The sequence below is a fragment of the Roseateles sp. P2_H4 genome, assembly GCF_056403315.1.
This window is the reverse complement of sequence record NZ_JBFUFR010000025.1, coordinates 88,870-111,270: the sequence shown is the minus strand read 5'-3', so window position 1 is coordinate 111,270 and position 22,401 is coordinate 88,870. Positions and strand designations below refer to the sequence as shown.

The window sequence follows — 22,401 nt, the reverse complement described above, 5'->3', positions numbered from 1 at the left end:
GGCGTGCATCTCTTGCTGTCGTGTTGAATTCAGGCGGCCGAATTGTCGTGGGGTGGCGTCGTTTTGGGGCGCAGCCGGCGCCAGGTTTCGCCAACGGCCTGGCGCGCCAGGCCGATGAGGCCGCGCAGCGTCAGCGGGTCGTAGGCGACGAGGCCGAAACGTTCCCGGCGGTGGCTCATCCAGGTCTTCTTGTAGGCGTCGTCGCCGATCAGATAGTCCACCACGGAGACTTTGTCGCGCTCGATGGCCTCTTCGAGCAACAGGGCCGTGACCAGGGTGCCCGGTGCGATGGCCTTGAAGGCCTCGTCGTAGGCGACCTTGTAGATGTGGGCGCGGCCGGCGTTGACGATCCAGAGCTGGGCCGCGATGGGCTTGTCGCCGATCCAGGCCAGGCCCAGGCGCAACCAGCCGCGGCGGGCGCACAGGCGGATCAGGCCGGGAATGAATTCGACAAAAGGCTCAGGCACCTTCCAGCTGGCGCCGTAGACCGCCTCGTAGGCGGCGATGCCGCGCTCGGCGTCGGCCTCGTCCCGGATGATCTCCAGGCGGCCGTTTTCCTCGCTCGCCAGGCGTTTGCTCATGCGCTTGATGGTGCTGCGCAGTTGGCCGGTGCGATTCTTCAGATAGGTTTGCCAGTCACCGTCGACCTGCAGATACCAGTTGCCGAACGCGAAATACTCGCGGGGCCTCAGCCCGACCAGGCGCAGCGCGTCCCGCAGCAACCGGAACTCGCGCGTCTGCGGGTCCATCGGCCAGAAGCGATAGGCCGGCGTGCCGCGGTGATCACGCCGCATGGCCAGCATCAACGGCAGCAGGTCCTCGGCTGCGAGGTCGTCCTCCAGGGCCGGCGAATACAGCGTGGTGTAGAAATTTGCCAGCGCGCCGACCTCCGGGCCGGCCTCGCCTTGCTGGGTGCCGATGGGCAGCACTGCCAGCGTGCGGCCGTGGCGCTTCAGCACATAGAAGGCCGCTTGCGGCGTTTCGCGGAAGACGGTGTCGCGCAACAGGCCGAACCAGTCAGCGCCGAATTCGACGTAGTCCTGCTCGCGCCGCAGCAGCAGAGCGATGGCGTCCTCGGGCAGTTCTCGCGGGTGATTGAAACGCTCGACCGCGGCGCCGCTGCGCTCCACCATGGCGTTGGCGTTGACGTCACGAAGCTGCTTGCGCCGGCCCCAGCCGCGGCTGCCGCGCCTGAGCAGGCTGTACAGGGCCGGCAGGCCGGCGTGGCGGTAGACGCTGACGTGGTTGATCCAGCGCTGCGATGTCGACCAGGCGAGCAGATCGGCCTCGGCATTCGTGTAGAACTCGACGACACCACCCGGCGCACGCGCGAACAGGTCTTCCAGCGTGCGCAGCAACAGAATGCGGCCCGGCGCAAAGCGCTCGAACTGCTCATGGAAGGCCGTCTTCAGCATGACGGCCATGCCGTCGCGCAGCAGCAGCATGCGCGAGGCGAGCAGGTCATCGCCCAACCAGAGTTCGTAGACCAGGGCCTCGCCACGCGCCGCGAACTCGCGCATCACGTCGGCGTAGAAGCGGCCCTGCGGGCTGTCGCTGCTGATGGCGGTGCCTTCGCGGCCCTTCCAGCCGCTGGTCTCCAGCACGGCATAGCGCTCCACGGCCGCCGCCATGGCCTCGGGCTCACCGACGACCACCAGCCGCTCCCCGCCGGGTTCGGACTGCAGCCGGCGCATGTAGCGGCGCATGTTCTGGATCAGCTTGCGCGGTCGCTGAGCCCAGTAGTCGTCGAAGCTGCCCTTCAGGCCCACGCTCATCGTCAGCGCGTGCGGCTGGCTCTGCACGGGCAGCCGGGGCAACTCGCGCAAGTCGCCGAAGCGGGGGTCGTTGCACAGCAGGTCGAGCTCGCTCGCATAGCCAGGCAGCAGCGGGAACAGGCCGCGAAGATCCAACCCGGGCGGGACGAGGCTGGGACCGATCTGGGTCTGCGACGGCATGAAGCTGCACCACACGCCCAGGCCACGCGCCTGCGCGCTCAGCAGCAGCATCGCCACCGGCGCGCCACCGACCTCGGCGCGGGCCAGCAGCACGCCGTTCTCGCCGAACTGGCGGATCAGGCCGTCAACGAAGACGCTGTCGAGCATGCCGTGTCCAGCCATCAGGCGCTGGTTGAGGGCATCCCAGGCTGCGCGATAGGCACCCAGGCCCGTCGCGGCATCGAGCGGCTCGCAGCGCCAGGTCGGCGTGTCCGTCACTGGCTGATCGGTTGACATGGACGGGCTTGCGATCACTTCAGGCACGGCCGGGCCCCAAGCGTCCAGGCGAGAACGGCAGCGCGGCTTCGGATCCAGATGATGACGGCGATGGTTCGAACATTCGAGCGGATTCACCGGAAGGCTGCCGGGTGCAGGCGTGGTATCCGGCCGTGCTCTGCGGTCGAGCGGGCAGCCAAGGGGCGCGGAAGTGTAGTCCGCGAAGGCGCGGGATAGCCCCGCCAGCCTCCCCGCAGTTGGGCGAAGCGCCGGCGCCGGCAGCTGCCTCGGTCCCCTATGATCGCCGACCGCCGGGGGTGGGGGCATCGTGCCGCCTGAACCCACCTCCCTCTTCTTCCTGATTGCCGGTCTGCAACGAATGAGCCATGCCAACTCGCGCGCGACGCGCTGCCTGATCACGGGCGCTTCGGGCTTCATCGGCAATCGTCTGTGCGAGCGCTTGGACGCCCAGGGCGGGCAGCCCTATGTCGCCATGGCCCGCAGCGCGGCCGGGGCGGCCGCGTTGCAGGCGCAAGGGCGAGCTTCGGTGGCCGCCGATCTGGCCACGCCGGGAGCCGCCGCGCAGGCGCTGGCGGGCTGCGATGCCGTCATCCATCTTGCGCACGGCAATCGCGGCCCGGAAGTGACGCGGCGCCTCGTCGAGGCGGCCGTGGCGCAGAAGGTGGGTCGTTTCGTGCACATCAGCACGATGTCGGTCCATGGCCCGCGGCCCGGCGTCGAAGCGGCGCATGAGGACACCGCGCGCATCGGCCGCTACGACGAGGGCTATTCCGATTCCAAGGCCGAGCAGGAAGAGATCGTCCAGGCTGCCATCGACCGCGGCGACCTCGCGGCCGTCATCTTGCGGCCCACGGTGGTCTATGGCCTGGGCGGTCATTTCGAAGGCCAGGTGCTCGAACAGGCGCGCGCCGGGGAAGTGACGCTGTTCGATGACGGCCGCGGCGTCTGCAATGCGGTGTTTGTCGACGACGTCTGCGATGCGATCACGTCGGCGCTGGTGAGCCCGGCGGCGCTCGGTCAAGCCATGTTCATCAATGCGGACCGCTCCATCACCTGGGGCGAGTTCATCCGTGGTTTCGCCGCCATGGTGGAGCCGTCCCCGCGTTTCGTCAGCCGCTCCGCTGCCGACGCCGAGGCCTGGTGGGCGGCGCACCCGCCGGAACCGGTGGGCGGCTTGCCGACCCGTGTGCTGCGCAAGCTCAAGCGCCTGGCCGGCTGGCGGCCCCCGGTAGCGCCGTGGCCACCGTTGGGCCGAGTGAGGCGTGAAACCTTCCCCATCACCTTTGCCAACGACAAGGCCAAGCGGCTGTTGGACTGGTCGCCGCGTGTCGACTTCGAACAGGGATTGGTGCTGTCCCGCGAATGGCTGCTCGCCAAGGGCCAGCTGCCGCGATGAAACCCCGCGCCGTCATCGTCGGCGCCGGGCTGGGGGGATGCGTGCTCGCGCATGCCCTGCTGGATTCCCACGAGGTGGTGCTCGTCGAGCGGGGTGCCACGGCTGATGACCGGCGCTATCCGGTCGTGGATACCGGCGTTCCCGCCGTCACGGAACCGCATGTCGGCGCGGGCCTCGGCGGCACGACGCAGCTGTGGCACAACGGGCTGATCGAAATCGACGAAGAGATCTTCGCCACCCATTGGCCGTTCCCGAAATCGACGCTTGACGCCTGGTATGAGCAGGCCTTTGCGCTGCTGGCCGGGGTTGGCCTCACACCGGTTCGGGCGGCCATCGCCGAGCTGCGCCGCAAATACCTGGGCCTGGGTCTGCCCGAGGGCTTGCTTCAGGGTTTGTACTATCCACGCTGGCCGCGCAATGTCTGGGACAGCCTGGGCCTGCAAGGCCGGGTCGAGTTGGTGCGCGCCGATGCGGTGGATTTCGAACTGGACGAGACCGGATCGCGCATTGCCCGTCTCAGCGTGATGGAGGGCGGGCAACAACGCCAATTGGCCGCAGACGTGTTCGTGCTGTGTGCCGGTGGGCTCGGGTCACCGGTGTTGCTGCAGAAGCTGGCGGCGYGGACTGCGCTTCCAGCCTTGCGTCATGCTGGGGCGTTTTACGAAGACCATCCCATGGGCTTCGTCGGCGAGGTCGAAGTCACGGTGCCGCTGTACAAGCTCTGGAACTATCGCGTGCCGGGCACGGACGGCAATCTGCGCCTGCCGATGGTGGTCAAGCGCGCCGGACTGCATATCTCCTTCCAGCTGCGCCCCGCGGCCAACTACCACCGCAACAGCCGTCGCGAGCGCGTGGGCACGGTGCTGAACGATCTGCGCCGCAGCCCGTGGAACCCCTTGCACTACGCCAGGCTGTTCGGTCACTGGGACGACATCCTGGACATCCTGTCCTTCAAGTTCGGCATCCATCTGCCCACGCGGCACTACACGCTGCTGCTGTGCGCCCAGATGCCGACGACGGCCGATCTGTCGATCTGGAGCGAACGCGACCCGTCCGGTGGCGGCGAAGTCCGGGTCCGCCGTTGGCAACTGCCCGAGGAGTTCCTGGGTCAGCTCGAGGCCTCGGTCCAGGATGTGCTGGCCTGGCTGGCGCCGGTGACGCGGCGCTCCCGCGTGTTCAGCGGCTGGCAGCGTGAGCTGCGCTCAGCAGCCCATCATTCAGGCACGGCCCGCCTGTCCACCGATGCCGAAGGCGGCGTCTGCGATGCCGACGCCCGCGTCCATGGCCTGAGCAATCTGCATGTCTGCGATGGCTCGCTGATTCCGGCCAGCGGCATCGCCAATACCGGCCTGACGATCGCCGCCCTGGCCCTGCGCCTGGCAGCCCATCTGCGCCGACCCCTCACCTCAGCTCCCTGAAGACGCCCCCATGAATCTGCATGTGGCGATGTGCGCCCGCACCCTGAACGTCAAGCATCTGCGCGGCACGGGCCGCTATGTGCAGGAGCTGCTGCGCAACTCCCGCCCTACGGACGGGCTGCGCTGGACCGCCTATGGACACGACCCGGCGCTGCCGTTCCGCGTCCCCGAAGGGCTGCTGGGCCGCGCCGAAGTGTTCGAGTTCCGCGGCGACCGCTTTCACCTTTGGGAGCAATTGGGGCTGCCGATGAAGCTCAGGCAGGGTGGCATTCAACTGCTGCACTGCGCCGAGAACACCGCGCCCATCTGGCAGCCCGTCCCCACCATCGTGACCATCCACGACACGGTGCCATGGGCGGAAGACACGTCCGGCTTGAACCGCTTCTATCTGCACGACGTGCAGGGCGTGGCGCTGCGGCGCTGTGCGCACCTCATCACCATCAGCGAGTCGTCGCGGCGCGACATCGTCGCGCGCTGGCCCTTCCTGGCGGACCGCCTGACGGTCATCCCGCACGGCATCGCCGACGAGTTCTTCAGCGACGCGCACGCGCCGCTGCCGGCCGCTCTGCAACAATCGCTGGGTGATGCGCCCTATCTGCTTTACCTCGGTGGCGCGCAGGCACGCAAGCGCTTCGACTGGGCGCTGGAGTTGCTGGCCCGCAGCGGCCGCGACGACCTGCACCTCGTCGGTTGCGGCTTTGGCGCGGGCACGGCGCCGCTGGAGCGCGTGCCGGAGGCCTTGCGCGGGCGTGTGCATTTCGCCCCCTTCCTGGAGGACAGCGAGCTCGTCTCGCTCTACCGCGGCGCGCAGGCGGCCATCTATCCCACGCTCTACGAAGGCTTCGGCTTTCCCGCTGTCGAGGCCCAGGCGGCCGGCACGCCGGTGCTGTTCAGCCCCGTCAGCAGCCTGGTGGATCTCGTCGGCCCGCTCTCCTGGACCAACGAGGCGCAGGACTTCGACGCCTGGCTGGCCTCCCTGCGCGAAGTGCTGGCGCTGCCGGCTGCGGCGCGAGCCGAGCGGGCCGCTGCAGCGGCGACCTGGGTACGGGGTTTCTCATGGCGCCGCAGCGTCGAGCGGCATTTCGAGGTCTACCGCGAAGTGGTCGAACGCAACCGCTAGGGCCTGTTAACGCTACGGCAGTAGGCCGCGAAGGCCTTCCGCCAGAGGGCAATCAAGGCGCACTGCCCCAGCTTCGTTTCGCGCCTTGCTCACGGGCTTTCTGGCCACAACGCGACCTGCTGCCGTAGTGTTGACAGGCCCTAGTCTTTCGGAATCCAGCGGCGCACCAGCGACTTGCACGCCTTGGACAAGGTGCTTGCCCGGGAGGGGCCGCTGGCGAGCAATTTGCCAAAGGTCTTGAGGCCCAGTCCGAGGTCACCCTTGACGCAGTGGGCGTCGGCGAAATTGGCCCAGCCGCGGTGCTGGAAGGCCTGCAGCGCCTTGTTGTCGATGGGGTTGCCGGCCGGTGCGCTCATGCCGAAGCGCCGGATCAGGTCGGCGCGCATCAGCTCGGTGATGTTGGTCGCTGGCACGCGCTTGGACAGCGACGCCGGGTGCTGCCTATACAGCACGAAGGGCTCGGCGAGGCGCACGAAGCGGTGCTGGGTGCTGGCTCGCACCAGGTATTCCCAATCGTCCGTCTGCTGGTGATCCGTCAGGAAGCCGCCCATGCGGTCCCAGGCGCTGCGCCGCCACAGCACGGAGGAGGGCAGGGCATGGTTGTCGAGAATGAGGCGAGGGTAGATCCAGCCGGACAGCGTCTCGTCGATGCGGCCACTGCGAGGTTCCTGGAAGAAGCCGGGGCGCGGCTCACCATGCCAGACCTCGAAGGCCGTGTAGCAGAAGTCGTGGTCGGGGCGGTCTTGCAGGGCCTGCAGTTGCAGGCGCAGCTTCTCCGGGTGCCACAGGTCGTCGGCATCGAGCAGTGCGACGAATTCCGAATCCGCTTCGGCCATGCCGCGATTGCGAGAGCGCGACATGCCGCGGTTCTCCTGCGAGATGACACGCACGCGCGCGTCGTCCAGGGCGGCGTGTGAGGCGGTAGCGTCCTTGGAGCCGTCGTCGATGACCGTGACCTGGAGGTCGGTGAAGGTCTGCTGCAATGCCGAACGGACAGTGTCGGCGATGAAGGCTTCAGCGTTGTAGGCGGGAACGACGATGTTGACGCGAGGCATGGGGCGGAAGTCAGGGAGAGGTCTGCGAGGCGGCCGATGCGGCTGCTTCGGCGGCAGGCGCCGGATCCGGCTCCTTCCAGCGCCCGACCGAGGTCAGCCGGTCGCGCAGTTCCGTGCGCGTCATGCCCATGGTCATGACGAGATGGGCCTGAGCCAGGGCCTTGTCATAGTCCTTGATGTCGAAATACAGCATGCCCGCATTGAAGTGGGTCAGTGCGCTGTCTCCCGCCTGTGTCACGACGTAGTCGAGGAAACGGCGGGCGTCCTCGATCTTGTTGCGTCGAGTCAGGTAGCTCACGTAGAGCATACGGAACACCAGGTCGTCCGGCACGAAGTTCATGCCGCGCACGAAATAGCACTCGACCGTCATGTCGGCACCCGGCGGTGGGTCCGCCTTCTGCCTTTCGACGAGGCGCTCGATTGAATAGATCGCGCGTGGATGGTTGGGGAAGACGGCCAGCGTGTAGCCGATGTCGCCGCCGAAGGCGCCGGTCGCGCCTTTGGTCAGGGTTTCGACGCCCCTCGTGAAGTGGGCATTCTCGACAAGGAAGCGCTGGGAGGGGTGCGCCGTGCGGTAGTCGAAGGGGCCGTAGAGGTTGTGCGTTTCTCCGCAGCCTTCGGGCGATGGCGCGGGCTTGGCCGCGACGGCCAACGGCAATGTGCAGAGAAGCAGGGCCAACGCAACGCCGAATGCTTTGGCAGGCGAGTGGGGGGTCATCGGGTGGGGTCCGCTAGGCATCGTGTCCTCAACCAATCCAGGCAGATATTGCTTTGGGCATCCTGATCCGCGATCGTCGAGAAGGTGTGATCGGCGGTGGGCATCTCATGCAGTTCGAGCCTCGGGCTGGCAAGCAGCCCGTCCCATGCCGCAGCGGACTGGGCATGGCCCGTGAACTCCCGGGCAGTGTAGTCATCGCCGCTGAGCACCAGCAGGGCCGGGCCGTCGAAGCCGCGCAGGCCGGCAGCCATGCGGTCCTGGAAGCTGCGCGAGTCCGAGGCTTTGCCGGCCTCGCGAGCCAGGCGCAGATTGCTGCCCAGGGCGCCCAGCGCTTTGGCGCCCACGCCACCCTTGAGCAGCTTGAGCCAGAACTCCTTCTGACGCAGGCGGCGCCAGTAGTAGTGCTTCACATGCGTCTGGGCCAGGGAAGCGGCCGAGCGGACCCAGGGGTTGAGCAGGGCGACACCGGCGACGCGGGCGTCGCGGGTCGACTCCAGGTAGAGCAGAGCGGCCGAGGCCGCATCGCACAGGCCCCAGAGGGCCACGCGCTTCAGCGTCGGGCGGGCGGTCAACAGGGCGTCAATGGCAGCCTGGATGTCGGCGTCGACAGCAAGGAAGTCGCGCGCCTCGCCGGGGCTGTCGCCCATGCTGCGGTAGTCGAAGCGCAGTACCGCGAAGCCGTTGGCCGCCAGATGACGGGCCAGCAGCGTGAACTGGCGGTGGCTGCCGGCGCGGTATTGCGGGCCGCCGACGATGATGATGACGCCGACTTCGGCCGGCGTGCCTCCTTGTTGGGTTTCAGGCTCGGCCAGGATGCCGACCAGGGGCTGGCCCTCGCAGGTGAAATCGAGCACCGACTCCTTGCCTGCGGCGCGCGGCCGCCCGAAGCCGCTGGCAGCCCCCTCGGGGGGCAGCTCGCTGGGCGAGCGTGGGGGCAGCGTCATGCCAGAGCCTCCACCGTCGCAGCAATCAGGGCCGGCGCGAGTTCGATCTCGGCCGTGGCCCAGAAGCCGGGGCCTTGAACGATGCGCGGGCGCACGGCCCAGCCGGCGTCGCCCCAGGCCTTGATGGCCTGCTCGCTGACCGGCGTCAGTACGGCGTCCTCGCGGGTGCTGAGCTCCAGCCATTCGACGCGACCCGGTGTGCCGGCGGGGGCCAGCTTGGCGCCCTCCAGTCCGGCGGCCAGCGCAGCACCGAGGCGATAGCCGGCGATGTCCACCGGTCGGCCGGCGGCCAGCTCGGTCTTCATCGCCTCCATCAGCCCCTTGCTCGCGCCGCTGGCCATCTCAGCCGCCAACTTGAGGCGCAGGAACTGCTGCAGCGCCAGCTTGCCGCTGGTCATCGGCTGCCAGAAAAGGTAGTTGACCGGCCGTGCCCAATCGGAGGCGGTCAGCAGGCAGCCGGCGCGCAGGCCCCAGAGCCACAAGGGCGCATCGGGCGCATGCTTGTCCAGGCATTCCAGCCCCAGGCGCACGTCGGCCTGCCAGTCGGCCCAACCGGCGTCGCCGAAATCAGCGGAAGAGTCGCCGCAGCCGCGCAGGTCGATCTGCAGCACCGCGTGACCCGCTTCGGCCAGCGCGCGGCAGGCCAGCGCCGCCATGCGGCGCGACTTGTTCATCTCTTCTGCAAACGGGTGCAGGTAGAGGATCTTGCTGCGCGGAGCGCCGGCCGGCGCATGGAAGAGGCAAAGCCGCTGCTCGCCGCCGGCGGCGGGCAGGAAGAAGACTTGCGGGTGAGGGATCAACCCAGGCGGGCGGCGACAAAGTCCGCCAGCGAACCCACGGTGGCGAAGGTGTCGCCGTCGATGTCGTCGTCGTCGACCACCAGGCCGAGCTGTTCTTCCAGCCCGGTGATGAGGCTGACGACGGCCATGGAATCCAGCTCGGGCAGGGCGCCGAGCAGGGCGGTGTCACGGGTGAAGGTCTGGGCGCGGCCGTTCAGGCTCAGCACATCGTCGAGAAGCCTCAGCACGTGGCCGAGTACCTGATCCTTGTCCATTGGGGCGTCCAACCTAAAAAGCAGCCGCGCAGTTTAGCCGGCTGCCCCCTCGGCTCCGGGGAGGCCACCCCTCGGCCTCGGGGGCGCGTGAGATACTTTTTTCACCCTGATTCGCCCCCTGTCCATGCCCGAATCCACGTTGTTGAACGAGCTGGTGGCCGTTGCCGCCGAGCGTGCGCCCGACGCGCCGGCCCTGACCTATGGCACGGCAACGCTGAGCTATGGGCAGCTGGACGCAGCCGTGCGGGGCTTCGCCAGCGGCCTGATGGAGCTCGGCCTGGCACGTGGCGAGCGGGTGGCCATCTACCTGGAAAAGCGCTTCGAGACCGTTGTCGCCAGCTTTGGCGCACCGGCGGCAGGCGGCGTCTTCGTGCCGCTGAACCCCTTGCTCAAGCCCGACCAGGTCGGCTTCATCCTGCAGGACTGCGATGTGCGCGTGCTGGTCACGTCGCCCGAGCGCCTGGCCCAACTGGGTGAGGTGCTGACGCAGTGCCCGTCGTTGCGCCATGTGGTGCTGACCAGCGGCACAGGCTCGGCGCCGGTGCCCGTGCACGACTGGGCCGCGCTGTTGGCGTCGCCCGCCCGTGCCGGCCACCGCGTCATCGACACCGACATGACGGCCATCCTCTACACCTCGGGATCGACCGGCCGGCCCAAGGGCGTCGTGCTGTCCCACCGCAACATGGTGGCGGGCGGCAAGAGCGTGGCCAGCTATCTGGAAAACCGCGCCAGCGACACCCTGCTGGCCGCGCTGCCGCTGTCCTTCGACGCCGGCTTCAGCCAGCTCACCACCGGCTTTCACAGCGGCGCGCGCGTCGCGCTGTTGAACTATCTGCTGCCCAAGGACGTGCTCAAGGCCATGGAGCGCGAGAAGGTCACGGGCCTGACCGCCGTGCCGCCGCTCTACATCCAGCTGACCCAGCTCGAATGGCCGGCCGCCATCGATGCCAATCTGCGCTATTTCGCCAACACCGGCGGCCGCATGCCGCGCGCGACGCTGGACCTGCTGCGCGCCAAGGCGCCTTCCGCCCAGCCCTTCCTGATGTATGGCCTGACCGAGGCCTTCCGCTCGACCTATCTGCCACCTGCCGAGGTGGACCGCCGGCCCGACTCCATCGGCAAGGCCATCCCCAACGCCGAGATCCTGGTGCTGCGCGAGGACGGCAGCGAATGCGCAGCCGACGAGCCGGGCGAGCTGGTGCATCGTGGCGCCCTGGTGGGCCTGGGCTACTGGAACGATGCCGAGAAGACGGCTGAGCGCTACAAGCCATTGCCCGTCGGCGTCGGTGGGCGCGAGGGCGGCCTGCAGCTGCCCGAGTTCGCCGTGTTCTCCGGTGACACGGTCAAGCGCGATGCCGAAGGCTTCCTGTACTTCGTCGGCCGCCGCGACGAGATGATGAAGACCTCGGGCTACCGGGTCAGCCCCACCGAGGTCGAAGAGGTCCTGTACGCCACCGGCCTGGTCGGTGAATGCGTGGCCTTTGGCGTCTATCACGACACCCTGGGCCAGGCCATCCAGGTCATTGCGACGCCGCCGGAAGGCGCCGCCGAGCTGGACCTGGCCGCGCTGACCGCCGCCTGCAAGGCGCGCATGCCTGCTTACATGGTGCCCCATGGTGTCGACGCTCGCAGCGGACCGCTGCCGCGCAACCCCAACGGCAAGATCGACCGTAAAACCCTTTCGACCGATTGGCTTGAGCGCCACGCTGCATGACCGATTCCATTCCCCCCAAGCGTGTCCTCGAACACGCGCCCCTGCTCTTTCCCCGCAACGCCGATGGCGAATTGCTCGTCGGCGGCCAGCGCCTGTCGGTGCTGGCGGAGCGTGTCGGGCAGACGCCTTTCTATGCCTATGACCGTGGCCTGCTGAAGACCCGCGTCGCCGAGTTGCGCGCGGCCCTGCCCAAGGGTGTCGAGTTGCACTATGCGATGAAGGCCAACCCGATGCCGGCCCTGGTCCAGTTGATGGCGGGCCTGGTGGATGGCATCGACGTGGCGTCGGCGGGCGAGCTGCAGGTGGCGCTGAACGCCGGTGCCGACCCGCACGAGATCAGCTTCGCCGGCCCCGGCAAGCGCGACATCGAACTGGGCCAGGCGGTCGCCGCCGGCGTGCTGGTCAATGTCGAATCGGCGCGTGAGCTGCTGCCGCTGGCCCGCGCCTCCCAGCGCCTGGGCCTGTCGGCGCGCGTGGCCCTGCGCGTGAACCCCGACTTCGAGCTCAAGGGCTCGGGCATGCGCATGAGCGGCGGCCCCAAGCAGTTCGGCATCGACGCCGAGGCCCTGCCCGAGGTGCTGGCCGAGGTGGGCCGGTTGAGTGGCGATGGCCTGGCCTTCGAAGGCTTCCACCTGTTCGCCGGCTCCCAGAACCTGAAGGCCGAGGCCATCTGCGAAGCCCAGCTCAAGAGCTATGAGCTGGCCCTGCGACTGGCCGAGGCCGCGCCGTCGCCCGTCAAGTTCCTGAACCTGGGAGGCGGCTTCGGCATCCCCTATTTCCCCGGTGAGTCGCGGCTGGATCTGGCGCCCATTGCCGACAACCTGGCCGCACTGCAGGCCCGCGCCAAGGCCGATCTGCCGGCCGCCAAGCTTGTCGTCGAACTGGGCCGCTACCTCGTCGGCGAGGCCGGCGTCTACGTCAGCCGCATCGTCGACCGCAAGGTCTCGCGCGGCCAGGTCTTCCTGGTGGCTGACGGCGGCCTGCACCACCACCTGTCGGCCTCGGGCAACTTCGGCCAGGTGCTGCGCAAGAACTACCCGGCTTCAATCGAGCCGCAAGGCCGCAGCGAATCAGCCACCGAGCCGGCCAGCGTCGTCGGCCCGCTGTGCACGCCGCTGGACCTGCTGGCCGACCGCATGGACATGGCCAAGGGCGAGATCGGTGATCTGGCTGTCGTCTACCAGAGCGGCGCCTATGGCCGCAGCGCCAGCCCCGAGGGCTTTCTGGGGCATCCGGCCTGCGTCGAGGTGCTGGTCTGAGCGACGGCGTCTCGGCTGCGGTCGAAACACGGATTCCGGCCAGCGGCGTTCGCTCGCTCGTCTGGGATGGTGATGTGCTCGTCGATTGGGTTGATGGCGGCCGGCGATTCCAGCTCGATGGGCAGATCTCTGACAGTCGCGTTCGCTATGCGTTCCCATTCGATGCGGCCATTGCGCTCCCTGGAAGTGAGTTCGCGGTGCTGTATGCCAGGGCGGGCACCAAGGGCTTGATCCTTCGCGACGGTGCGGTCGTCCGGGAGATCAACCGGAGCTTCTACTGCGCGAATGCCTATGAATACCCGGTCGCCGTATCGCGCCTGAAGTCGGGCCGTGCCGTGCTGATGCATTGCCCTGACGAATACTGCCGCCTGGAGATCGAAGACTTGGCGTCGGGCGAGCGTCTCACGGCGTCGAACGCACGTCAGCCAGCAGATTTCTTCCACTCTCGGTTGGCAACGTCACCCGACGGGCGATACCTGATCAGCGCGGGTTGGGTGTGGCATCCCTTTGACAGCGTCAAAGTGTTCGATGTAGAGGCCGCCATCGCCATGCCGTCCCATCTGGATGGAGAGGGTCTGGCTGGCGGTCACCTGTGGGCAGATGAGAGCAGCGCCGCCTTTCTTTCAAGACATCGGATGGGCGTTGCCCTGCGTGGTTGGGAGGAGGAGGAGGACGGTCCTCAGGAGGCCACCCGGCTTCATGTGATTGACCTGCACCAGCCGGATCAGTCAGCCCTCGTCGAGACGTCCAGCCGCCTGGGTGCCTTGATGCCCGTGGGTAGCCGGCATGTTCTGGCCTTGTACGGTCATCCTCGGCTGATCGACATCGAGTCGGGCAAGGAGTTGCAGAGTTGGCCGCACCTGAAGACCGGCAGCCGCACCAGCAGCATCCTGGCAGGCGGCGTCGACGAGCCGCCGATGGCTCTGGATGCCAAAGGCGGCCGCATTGCGATCGCGGATGCCGAAGGCGTCAGCGTCCTGCAGTTCCGGCTTCGAGGCTGATCTAAGCCGCGTCTTCCCAGACCCCGTTCTGCAGGATCTGGTGCGGCCTGAAGCCCGCCTTGTAGGCCATCTTCGGGCTCTCCGCTATCCAATAGCCCAGGTAGAGGTGGCTGAGCTTGAGCTCCTTGGCCTGCTGGATCTGCCACAGCACGCCGTAGGTGCCGAAGCTGCCCTCGACGTCCGGGTCGTAGAAGGTGTAGACCGCCGACAGGCCGTCGTTGAGGATGTCCAGGATGGACACCATGCGCAGCGGCGTGCTGCCGTCGGGCATGGTTTCGCGGAACTCGACGAGGCGCGAGTTGATGCGCGACTGCAGCAGGAACTGGGTGTACTGGTCGACGCTGTCGTGGTCCATGCCGCCACCGGAGTGCCGGCCGGCCTGGTAGCGCAGGTAGAGGGCGTAGTGCTCGGGTGAATAGCCCAGGCGCATGACCTTGGCCTGCAGGTGGCGGTGGGCCTTCCAGGCGCGGCGCTGGGAGCGGGTGGCCTCGAAGCGCTCGACCGGCACGCGCAGCGCGATGCAGGCGCGGCACTGGTCGCAATAGGGCCGGTAGGTGAACAGGCCGCTGCGGCGGAAACCCGCGGCCACCAGGTTGGAATAGGCGTCGGCGTGGATCAGATGGCTGGGCGTGGCGACCTGGGAGCGCGCCTGACGGCCCGACACATAGCTGCAGGGATAGGCAGCCGTGGCGTAGAACTGGATCTGCGCGAGGGGCAGTTCTTTGGGATGAGTCACGTCGAATTCAGCAACCGGTGCCAGTAGTCCGGATGATAGGTCCAGGGCCCGGGGCTGGATTCACCCACATGCGTGGCCAGATGGTCCTCGAAAGCCGCCCGCGGGACTTCTGCCGCACCCAGCGAGGCCAGATGGGGCGTGTTCTGCTGGCAGTCGATCCAGGGGATGCCGAATTCCCGGCACAGGCAGACCAGTGCGCACAGGGCGATCTTGGAGGCGTCGGTGCGGCGCATGAACATGGATTCGCCATAGAACATCCGCCCCAGGTTGACACCGTAGAGGCCGCCCGCCAGCTCACCATCCACCCAGGTCTCGATGCTGTGCATGGCCGGCCAGGCCAGGTAGGCGGCCTGCAGTTCCGGCACGATCCAGGTGCCCGACTGGCCCTCGCGTGGCACGCTGGCGCAGGCCTTGAGCACGGCGGCGCGGTCATGGTCGATGCGGATCTCGCAGCCGGGCGTGGTGGCAAAGCGCTGCACCGTCTTGCGCAGCGAGCGCGACAGCTTGAAGTCGGCCGTCTTCAGCACCATCCGCGGGTCGGGGGCCCACCAAAGCGGCGGCTGGCCGGGGCCGTACCAGGGGAAGATGCCGCGGCGGTAGGCGGCTTGCAGGCGCTCCGGGGTCAGCGTGCCGCCGGCGGCGAGCAGCCCCGGTGCATCCGTCTCAGGGCCCAGAGCGCGGTGGCTGGGCGGGAAGTCAAGGGTCGCTTCATCGAGCCAGTCGATCATGGCTGCATGGTACGGTGGCGCCCATGATCACCGTCTATGGCATCCCCAACTGCGACACCGTCAAGAAGGCCCGCACCTGGCTGGCCGACCAGGGCCTGGAAGTCGCCTTCCACGACTTCAAGAAGCAGGGTGTTCCCGCGGAACTGCTGCCCACCTGGATCCAGGCCTTTGGCCGCGACAGGATCGTCAACCGCGCCGGCAACACCTGGCGCAAGCTGGACGACGCGGCCAAGGCGGCCGTGGTGGATGACGCCGCAGCGGTGGCCCTGATGCTGGCCGAGCCCAGCGTCATCAAGCGCCCGGTTGTCCGCTGGCCGGATGGCCACTGGACGCTCGGATTCAGTGCGGAAGCGTTCGAGAAGAGTGCATTGAACGCACCAAAGAAGAGCTGATCGCTCGTTTGTGGTGCTTTCCGGGTGCGAAATCGTGCCTTGAAAGCGGGCATCGAATTTGCAATTTCGGTGCGGTTTGGTTCGGCTTGGTGCATGTCGCCCAAGTCTGGAGCCGCCGGCCGGAGACAGCGTTGGAGACGACATCGATCAAGCAGGGCGCGGATGCGCTCTTCATCCTCCTGGGCGCCATCATGGTGCTCGCCATGCATGCGGGCTTTGCCTTCCTCGAACTGGGCACGGTGCGCAAGAAGAACCAGGTCAATGCGCTGGTCAAGATCCTGGTGGACTTCGCGGTGTCCACGCTGGCCTATTTCCTGGTCGGCTATCTGGTTGCCTACGGCACGCATTTCTTTGTCGGCGCCGAGCAACTGGCGCAGAAGAACGGCTATGAACTCGTCAAGTTCTTCTTCCTGCTGACCTTCGCGGCGGCCATCCCCGCCATCGTGTCGGGCGGCATCGCCGAGCGGGCGCGTTTTGGCCCGCAACTGGCGGCCACCTGCGTCATCGTCGGCTTCATCTATCCGGTCTTCGAGGGCATCGCCTGGAACCAGGCTTTCGGCATCCAGGCCTGGCTGAAGGTGGCCACCGGCGCCGAGTTCCACGACTTCGCCGGCAGCGTCGTCGTGCATGCCGTGGGCGGCTGGATCGGCCTGGCCGCCGTGCTGCTGCTCGGGCCGCGCCTGAACCGCTACCGCAAGGACGGCGCCATGAGCGCGCACCCGCCGTCCAGCATCCCCTTCCTGGCCCTGGGCGCCTGGGTGCTGACGGTGGGCTGGTTCGGCTTCAATGTGATGAGCGCGCAGACGCTGGACAAGATGTCGGGCCTGGTCGCCGTCAACTCGCTGATGGCCATGGCCGGCGGCACGCTGATGGCCGTGCTGCTGGGCCGCAACGACCCCGGCTTCGCCTACAACGGCCCGCTGGCGGGCCTGGTGGCCGTCTGCGCCGGCTCGGACGTCATGCACCCGCTGGGCGCCCTCGTCACCGGCGGCATCGCCGGCTGGGTGTTCGTGCAGTTCTTTACCCTGACGCAGAACCGCTGGAAGATCGACGACGTGCTCGGCGTGTGGCCGCTGCACGGCCTGTGCGGTGCCTGGGGCGGCATCGCCTGTGGCGTCTTCGGCCAGAAGGCGCTGGGCGGCCTCGGCGGCGTGTCTTTCAGCGCACAGCTGATTGGCACGCTGGGTGGCGTGGCCTGGGCGCTGGCGGGCGGCTTTGTCGTCTACGGCGTCATCAAGCGCCTCACCGGCCTGCGGCTGGACGCCGAGCAGGAGTTCGAGGGCGCCGACCTGTCCATCCACAAGATCGGCTCGACGCCTGACCGGGAAGTGAGCTGGTAAGCTGACCCGAATGCTGTTCAAAGGGCCTCCCTGGAGGCCTGTTTTCCATGTTCACAGGCATTGTCCAGGGCGTCGCCCGCGTCGAATCCATCGAGGCCCGTGAGGGCCTGCACACCCTGCACCTGAAGTTCCCCCAAGGCTTCGACGCGGATCTGGCCATCGGCGCCAGCGTGTCCTGCGACGGCGTCTGCCTGACCGTCACGGAGCGCCCGGCGCCCGATGTGGCCAGCTTCGACGTGATGGCGCAGACCCTCAGCCTCACCACGCTGGGCGGCCTGATGGCGGGTTCCGGGCTCAACGTCGAGCGAGCCGCTCGCGAGGGCGTCGAGATCGGCGGCCATCCGCTGTCCGGCCACGTCGACGTCTCCGCCCGCATCGCCCAGATCCGCAAGCCCGACAACAACCATGTCATCCGCTTCGCGCTGCCCGCGCCGTGGATGCGTTATGTGTTTGCCAAGGGCTATATCGGCGTCAACGGCTGCAGCCTGACGGTGGCCGAGGCCCAGCGCGAGCGCGACGGCTCGGGCTGGTTCGAGGTCTGGCTCATCCCCGAGACGCTGCGCATGACGACCTTTGGCGACAAGGGCGTGGGCGACGCGGTGCACATCGAGATCGAGCGCAGCACCCAGGTCGTCGTCGACACCGTGCGCGATGCGCTGGACGAGAAGCTGGGCCCGCTGCTGCCGGTGCTGGAGGCCATCGCACGGGAGCGTGGCATCGAACTGACCCAGCTCACTCTGCCGCGCTGAGCCGCAGCCGATCCAGCTCGGCTCGCGAACGCGAAACGACGCGGTTGATCCTCTCGATCACCCAGGCCCAGCGGCTGTTGTGGCCGGTTGCGAAATGCAGTGAGGTCGTCGTGAGGGGCAGGGGCACCAGGGCGAGGCCCCGTTCGTGCATGCGGGCCAGCGCCGGGTGCCCGGCGGCCTGTGCAGCGTCGCCCGTTTCCAGCGTGATCAGCGCCGCGCGGCAGCGTCCGGCCGCCGCCATGCGCAGCGCCGTGTCGTCGTCGTTGGCTTCCAGGGCCTGCATGCGGCCCAGGCCTGCCTGGCTGAAGAGCTCGCCATAGCTGGAGCCGCGTGCCCAGCAGACGGCCTGGCCGTCCAGGTCGCCGTAACGCTTGATCGCAGCCTCGTCGCCCCGACGGGCGACAGCCCAGGTTTGGTTGGTCCATATCGGCAGACTGAACAGCAGTTCCTTCTCGCGCTTCGGCGTGCGGCTGAGGCCGTACATGACGCCTTCGCCGGCCGCAGTGAGCTTTTGCGCGCGCAGCCACGGGGTGGGTCGGTAGTCCCAACCCAGTCCAGCCTGCGCGCCCAGCCAGGCCAGCATCTGCGGCGTCTGGTCCGACGGCGGGCCGGTGCCGACAAACAAGGGCACCAAGGGTGCGGCCCGGGCCGGCAGCACCAAGGTTCCAAGCGCCAGAGCCAGGGCCAGACGGCGGCCGGGCTCGTGCTTTGAGGTCATGGGCCGATTCTAGGAAGCAGGCCCCAGCGTCTTGATGCTTTCTTGATGCCGCCCGCCGCCTTCTTGTCGGCGGTTTGACGGCGCGATTTCCAGGATGACGTTCCAAAACGTGCTGGCCCTGAATCTCGCGCTGGAGCATGCGACGATGACCGCAAGATGACTCCAGGCAGACCGCCATGCTGATCAACAGCGTCGTGTACGAGGATGGCCGCGTCGTGGCCGAACCGAGCCTGGAAGGCGTTTCCGAAGCCTTGGAGAGCACGGCCGGTTTCGTCTGGATCGCGCTGCGCGACCCGAGCGATGCCGAACTCGACCTGCTGCAACGCGAGCTGGACCTGCCGCCTCTGGCCGTCGAGGATGCCCGCAAGGGCCATCAGCGTCCCAAGCTCGAGGAATACGGCGACATGCTGTTCGCCGCCATGCACCTGCTGGAAGACGGCCCCGAGGGCCTGGAAGTCGGTGAGGTGCATGTCTTCGTGGGCGCGCGTTTCATCGTGTCGGTGCGCCACCGCAGCGCCCAGGGCTTCCTCGGCGTGCGCGGGCGTGCCGAGCGCGAGCCCGATCTGCTGCGCCAGGGACCGGGCTTCGTCTTCTATGCGCTGATGGACGCGGTCGTGGACCGCTATTTCCCTCATATGGACGCCATCGAGGCCGAGCTTGAGCAACTGGAGGCGACCATGTTCCAGCCCCGCCAGAACCGCCAGGACGTTGTGGAGCGCCTGTTCGGCCTGAAGCAGCGCCTGGCCACGCTGCGCCATGCGGTCACGCCGCTGCTGGAGGTGACGGCCAAGCTGCATGGTGGCCGCGTGCCCGTCGTCTGCAAGGCCCTGCAGGACTATTTCCGCGACGTCTACGACCACCTGCTGCGCATCCAGGCCAGCATCGACGCCGCGCGCGAAACCATCATCGCGGCGACCCAGGTCAACCTCACCCTCGTCACGCTGGACGAGTCCCTCGTCACCAAGCGCCTGGCCGCCTGGGCCGCCATCTTTGCGGCCTCCACCGCGCTGGCGGGCATCTGGGGCATGAACTTCGAGCACATGCCCGAGCTGAAATGGGCCTTCGGCTACCCGATGGCGCTGACCGTGATCGTCCTCGTCAGCGGCGCGCTGTACTGGCGCTTCAAGCGCCTCGGATGGTTGTGACCGACACCCGCCCCGACCCCGATGCGCTGCTGGCCCAGTTGCAGCGCGACGAAGCTGCCGCCCAGCGCGGCCGGCTGAAGATCTTCTTCGGCGCCAATGCCGGCGTCGGCAAGACCTTCGCGATGCTGGCCGCCGCGCACGCGGCCCAGCGCCAGGGCAGGGCGGTGCGCGTCGGCGTCGTCGAGACGCATGGGCGGGCGGACACCGAGGCCATCGCGCGCGACCTGCAGCGCTTGCCGCTGAAGGACATCGCCCACCGCGGCCAGACGCTGCGCGAGTTCGACCTCGATGCGGCGCTGGCCTGGAGCGCGGCAGAGCCCGGCGGCGTGCTGCTGCTGGACGAGTTGGCCCACAGCAATGCGCCCGGCTCGCGCCACACCAAGCGCTGGCAGGACGCGCAGGAGCTGCGCGAGGCCGGCGTGGAGGTCTGGACGACGCTGAACGTGCAGCACCTCGAGAGCCTGAACGACGTTGTTGGCGGCATCACCGGCATCCGCGTCTGGGAGACCCTGCCCGACAAGGTCTTCGATGCAGCCGACGAAGTGGTCGTCGTGGACCTGCCGCCCGACGAGCTGCTGCAGCGGCTCAGAGAAGGCAAGGTCTATCTCCCGCAGCAGGCCGAGCGCGCAGCCAAGAACTTCTTCCGCAAGGGCAATCTGCTGGCCCTGCGCGAGCTGGCCCTGCGCCGCACGGCCGACCGCGTGGACGACCAGATGCAGGCCTACCGCCGCGAGCACAGCGCGGGCACGGTGTGGCCCAACCGCGAATCGCTGCTCGCCTGCGTCGGCCCCGGTGCGGCCAGCGACAAGGTGGTGCGCAGCGCCGCGCGGCTGGCGCAGCAGCTGGGCCTGGACTGGCATGCCGTGCACGTGCAGACAGCGCGAACCTTGAGCGACGCCGCCCGCCAGCGTGTGCAGCGCACGCTGGAGCTGGCGCAGTCACTCGGCGCACGCACGGCCGAGCTGTCGGCGCCCGAGGTCGCCGCGGCCCTGGTCGGCTACGCGCGTGAGCACAACCTGGCTCGCCTGGTGGTCGGCCGGCGCGAGCAGGCCTGGCGCTGGCCCGGGCGGCCTTCCTTGGCCGAGGCACTGAACCGCCTGGCCGACGAGATGGACGTGTTGCAGGTCGCACTGCCGACCGCTGCGCGCGAGCGTGAGCCGCAGGCGCGCATGCCACGCGGCCTGCTGGCGCCACAGGCGCTGCGCGGCTATGCGGCAGCCCTGGCCGGCGTCGTGCTGACGACGGCCATCGCCCATGCCCTGCTGGACTTCATGGCGCCGACCAATATCGCCATGCTGTATCTGCTCAACGTCGTCGGTGTGGCGCTGCGCTTTGGCCGCGTGCCGGCGGCGCTGACGGCACTGCTGGGCGTCGCGGCCTTCGACTTCGCCTTCGTCGAGCCCAGGGGCTCCTTTGCCGTCGGCGATGCGCAATACCTGGTCACCTTCGCCGTGCTGCTGCTGGTTGGCCTCGTCATCGGCCAGCTGGCGGCGGGCCTGCAGGCCCAGGCGCGAGCGGCGCAGGAGCGCGAGCGGCGCGTGCGGGGGCTCTATGCGATGTCGCGCGACCTCGGCGCCGCCCTGGTGTCCGAACAGGTGGCCGAGATCGCGACGCGCTTCCTGCGTGCCGAGTTCGGCGCCGCGTCGGCCGTGCTGGCGCCACCGCTTGGCGCGACGCCGGGCCGCGAGGTGCTGGCCGTGCTGCCTGTATCCGGTTCAGCCAGCGCCCAGCCCGACCTCGGCGTCGCCCAATGGGCCTTCGACCATGGCCAGGCGGCGGGGCAGGGCACCGACACCCTGCCGGCCAGCCCCTGCCTGATGCTGCCGCTGACCGCGCCCATGCGGCTGCGTGGTGTGCTGGCGGTGGAGGGCCAGGGCCGGCGCTGGTCGCCCGAGGAGCGCGAGCTGCTCGACACCTGCGCGGCGCTGCTGGCGATCTCGCTGGAGCGCATTCACTACATCGAGGTGGCCCAGCACAGCACGCTGCAGATCGAGAGCGAGCGCCTGCGCAACTCGCTGCTGACGGCCATCTCCCACGACCTGCGCACGCCACTGGCGGCTCTCGTCGGCTTGGCGGATGCGCTCAAGCTGACGCCACTGCAGGCCCAGCAGGCCGAGGTGGCCGACGCAATGCGCCGCTCGGCCCTGCGCATGAGCGCGCTGGTCAGCAATCTGCTTGACATGGCGCGGCTGCAGTCCGGCGCCGTTCAGCTCAACCGCCACTGGCTGCCGCTGCAGGAGGTGGTTGGCAGTGCGCTGGCCAGCCTGGACGAAATGCTGGCGGGCCGCGACGTGATCGTGGAGCTGCCGGCCGAACTGCCGCTTGTCGAACTGGATGCCGTGCTGATCGAACGCGTTCTCGTCAACCTGCTGGAGAACGCGGCCAAGTACTCGGACGGCGGACTGCGCATCAGCGCGCGCACGGCCGGCCGTCATGTGGAGATCGACGTGGCCGACAGCGGCCCCGGTTTCCCGGCCGGCCGCGAGGCCCAGCTCTTCGACAAGTTCGAGCGTGGCGACCGCGAGAGCGCGACGCCCGGCGTCGGTCTGGGACTGGCCATCTGCAAGGCCATCGTCGAGGCGCATGGCGGCCGCATCAGCGCCCACAATGTGGCGACCGGCGGCGCCTGTGTGCGAGTGGAACTTCCCCTCGGTCAGCCCCCGGTGGAGAAACCCGAGTGAGC

The 22,401-nt window shown here is 68.4% G+C and carries 20 protein-coding genes; 11 read left to right on the top strand and 9 right to left on the bottom strand.

Annotation, left to right across the window (positions count from 1 at the left end):
- Nucleotides 1-29: 29 nt before the first annotated feature.
- Entirely contained in the window at nucleotides 30-2,231 is a 2,202-nt protein-coding gene (locus AC1DW3_RS19265) for a GNAT family N-acetyltransferase (protein WP_477933862.1), read from the bottom strand.
- A gap of 307 nt (nucleotides 2,232-2,538) precedes the next feature.
- On the opposite strand from AC1DW3_RS19265, the gene AC1DW3_RS19260 reads away from it, so the two are divergent.
- The 3 genes from AC1DW3_RS19260 to AC1DW3_RS19250 are packed head-to-tail and all read left to right on the top strand — an operon-like array spanning nucleotide 2,539 to nucleotide 6,165.
- Nucleotides 2,539-3,627 carry an NAD-dependent epimerase/dehydratase family protein gene (locus AC1DW3_RS19260; RefSeq protein ID WP_477933860.1) on the top strand — a complete coding sequence of 363 codons (1,089 nt, stop codon included), beginning with the start codon at nucleotides 2,539-2,541 and terminating at the stop codon, nucleotides 3,625-3,627.
- Nucleotides 3,624-5,045, top strand: a complete 1,422-nt coding sequence (locus AC1DW3_RS19255) for a GMC oxidoreductase (RefSeq protein WP_477933858.1) — start codon at nucleotides 3,624-3,626, stop codon at nucleotides 5,043-5,045. The genes AC1DW3_RS19260 and AC1DW3_RS19255 overlap by 4 nt, the downstream gene beginning before the upstream one ends.
- A 10-nt stretch (nucleotides 5,046-5,055) precedes the next feature.
- Nucleotides 5,056-6,165 (top strand): glycosyltransferase family 4 protein, encoded by a 1,110-nt coding sequence (locus tag AC1DW3_RS19250; RefSeq protein ID WP_477933856.1) that lies wholly within the window; start codon nucleotides 5,056-5,058, stop codon nucleotides 6,163-6,165.
- A gap of 140 nt (nucleotides 6,166-6,305) precedes the next feature.
- Here AC1DW3_RS19250 and AC1DW3_RS19245 read toward each other — a convergent pair whose 3' ends face one another.
- From AC1DW3_RS19245 to AC1DW3_RS19225, 5 genes are read right to left on the bottom strand one after another with little or no spacing between them, the layout of a single operon-like run.
- Nucleotides 6,306-7,220: a glycosyltransferase family 2 protein gene (locus AC1DW3_RS19245; RefSeq protein ID WP_477933854.1), complete on the bottom strand. Its 915-nt coding sequence runs from the start codon at nucleotides 7,218-7,220 to the stop codon at nucleotides 6,306-6,308.
- A 10-nt stretch (nucleotides 7,221-7,230) separates the two neighbouring features.
- Nucleotides 7,231-7,899: a tetratricopeptide repeat protein gene (locus AC1DW3_RS19240; RefSeq protein WP_477933852.1), complete on the bottom strand. Its 669-nt coding sequence runs from the start codon at nucleotides 7,897-7,899 to the stop codon at nucleotides 7,231-7,233.
- Nucleotides 7,900-7,934: 35 nt separating this feature from the next.
- Nucleotides 7,935-8,882, bottom strand: coding sequence for a hydrolase 1, exosortase A system-associated (locus tag AC1DW3_RS19235; protein WP_477933850.1), 948 nt, complete (start codon nucleotides 8,880-8,882; stop codon nucleotides 7,935-7,937).
- Nucleotides 8,879-9,682 (bottom strand): hydrolase 2, exosortase A system-associated, encoded by an 804-nt coding sequence (locus tag AC1DW3_RS19230; RefSeq protein ID WP_477933848.1) that lies wholly within the window; start codon nucleotides 9,680-9,682, stop codon nucleotides 8,879-8,881. Before AC1DW3_RS19230 ends, AC1DW3_RS19235 begins: the two co-directional genes overlap by 4 nt.
- Nucleotides 9,679-9,936 carry an acyl carrier protein gene (locus AC1DW3_RS19225; RefSeq protein ID WP_477933846.1) on the bottom strand — a complete coding sequence of 86 codons (258 nt, stop codon included), beginning with the start codon at nucleotides 9,934-9,936 and terminating at the stop codon, nucleotides 9,679-9,681. Before AC1DW3_RS19225 ends, AC1DW3_RS19230 begins: the two co-directional genes overlap by 4 nt.
- 124 nt (nucleotides 9,937-10,060) lie before the next feature.
- Between AC1DW3_RS19225 and AC1DW3_RS19220 the strand changes: the two genes are divergently transcribed.
- The 3 genes from AC1DW3_RS19220 to AC1DW3_RS19210 all read left to right on the top strand — a co-directional run bounded on the left by AC1DW3_RS19220 (nucleotide 10,061) and on the right by AC1DW3_RS19210 (nucleotide 13,910).
- Nucleotides 10,061-11,650, top strand: coding sequence for an acyl-CoA ligase (AMP-forming), exosortase A system-associated (locus AC1DW3_RS19220; protein ID WP_477933844.1), 1,590 nt, complete (start codon nucleotides 10,061-10,063; stop codon nucleotides 11,648-11,650).
- A complete protein-coding gene (locus AC1DW3_RS19215) occupies nucleotides 11,647-12,909 on the top strand; it encodes a pyridoxal-dependent decarboxylase, exosortase A system-associated (RefSeq protein WP_477933842.1) in 1,263 nt (420 codons plus the stop codon). Before AC1DW3_RS19220 ends, AC1DW3_RS19215 begins: the two co-directional genes overlap by 4 nt.
- Nucleotides 12,910-12,983: 74 nt before the next feature.
- Nucleotides 12,984-13,910 carry a hypothetical protein gene (locus AC1DW3_RS19210; RefSeq protein ID WP_477933840.1) on the top strand — a complete coding sequence of 309 codons (927 nt, stop codon included), beginning with the start codon at nucleotides 12,984-12,986 and terminating at the stop codon, nucleotides 13,908-13,910.
- Nucleotide 13,911: 1 nt separating this feature from the next.
- On the opposite strand, the gene AC1DW3_RS19205 is transcribed toward AC1DW3_RS19210, so the two are convergent.
- Nucleotides 13,912-14,646 carry an arginyltransferase gene (locus AC1DW3_RS19205; protein ID WP_477933838.1) on the bottom strand — a complete coding sequence of 245 codons (735 nt, stop codon included), beginning with the start codon at nucleotides 14,644-14,646 and terminating at the stop codon, nucleotides 13,912-13,914.
- Nucleotides 14,643-15,374, bottom strand: coding sequence for a leucyl/phenylalanyl-tRNA--protein transferase (locus AC1DW3_RS19200; RefSeq protein WP_477933836.1), 732 nt, complete (start codon nucleotides 15,372-15,374; stop codon nucleotides 14,643-14,645). The genes AC1DW3_RS19205 and AC1DW3_RS19200 overlap by 4 nt, the downstream gene beginning before the upstream one ends.
- Nucleotides 15,375-15,397: 23 nt before the next feature.
- On the opposite strand from AC1DW3_RS19200, the gene AC1DW3_RS19195 reads away from it, so the two are divergent.
- The 3 genes from AC1DW3_RS19195 to AC1DW3_RS19185 all read left to right on the top strand — a co-directional run bounded on the left by AC1DW3_RS19195 (nucleotide 15,398) and on the right by AC1DW3_RS19185 (nucleotide 17,855).
- Nucleotides 15,398-15,766, top strand: coding sequence for an ArsC family reductase (locus AC1DW3_RS19195; protein ID WP_477933834.1), 369 nt, complete (start codon nucleotides 15,398-15,400; stop codon nucleotides 15,764-15,766).
- Nucleotides 15,767-15,897: 131 nt separating this feature from the next.
- Nucleotides 15,898-17,106, top strand: a complete 1,209-nt coding sequence (locus AC1DW3_RS19190) for an ammonium transporter (RefSeq protein WP_477933832.1) — start codon at nucleotides 15,898-15,900, stop codon at nucleotides 17,104-17,106.
- A gap of 47 nt (nucleotides 17,107-17,153) precedes the next feature.
- On the top strand, nucleotides 17,154-17,855 hold the full coding sequence (locus tag AC1DW3_RS19185; RefSeq protein WP_477933830.1) for a riboflavin synthase subunit alpha: 702 nt from the start codon (nucleotides 17,154-17,156) through the stop codon (nucleotides 17,853-17,855).
- Here AC1DW3_RS19185 and AC1DW3_RS19180 read toward each other — a convergent pair.
- Nucleotides 17,839-18,573, bottom strand: coding sequence for a substrate-binding periplasmic protein (locus tag AC1DW3_RS19180; RefSeq protein WP_477933828.1), 735 nt, complete (start codon nucleotides 18,571-18,573; stop codon nucleotides 17,839-17,841). The genes AC1DW3_RS19185 and AC1DW3_RS19180 overlap by 17 nt on opposite strands.
- A gap of 176 nt (nucleotides 18,574-18,749) precedes the next feature.
- On the opposite strand from AC1DW3_RS19180, the gene corA reads away from it, so the two are divergent.
- Together corA and AC1DW3_RS19170 are read left to right on the top strand one after the other, a co-directional pair.
- Nucleotides 18,750-19,718, top strand: coding sequence for a magnesium/cobalt transporter CorA (corA, locus tag AC1DW3_RS19175; RefSeq protein ID WP_477933826.1), 969 nt, complete (start codon nucleotides 18,750-18,752; stop codon nucleotides 19,716-19,718).
- Complete coding sequence (locus AC1DW3_RS19170) at nucleotides 19,709-22,399, top strand: DUF4118 domain-containing protein (protein ID WP_477933824.1); 2,691 nt, start codon at nucleotides 19,709-19,711, stop codon at nucleotides 22,397-22,399. The genes corA and AC1DW3_RS19170 overlap by 10 nt, the downstream gene beginning before the upstream one ends.
- Nucleotides 22,400-22,401: the final 2 nt, after the last annotated feature.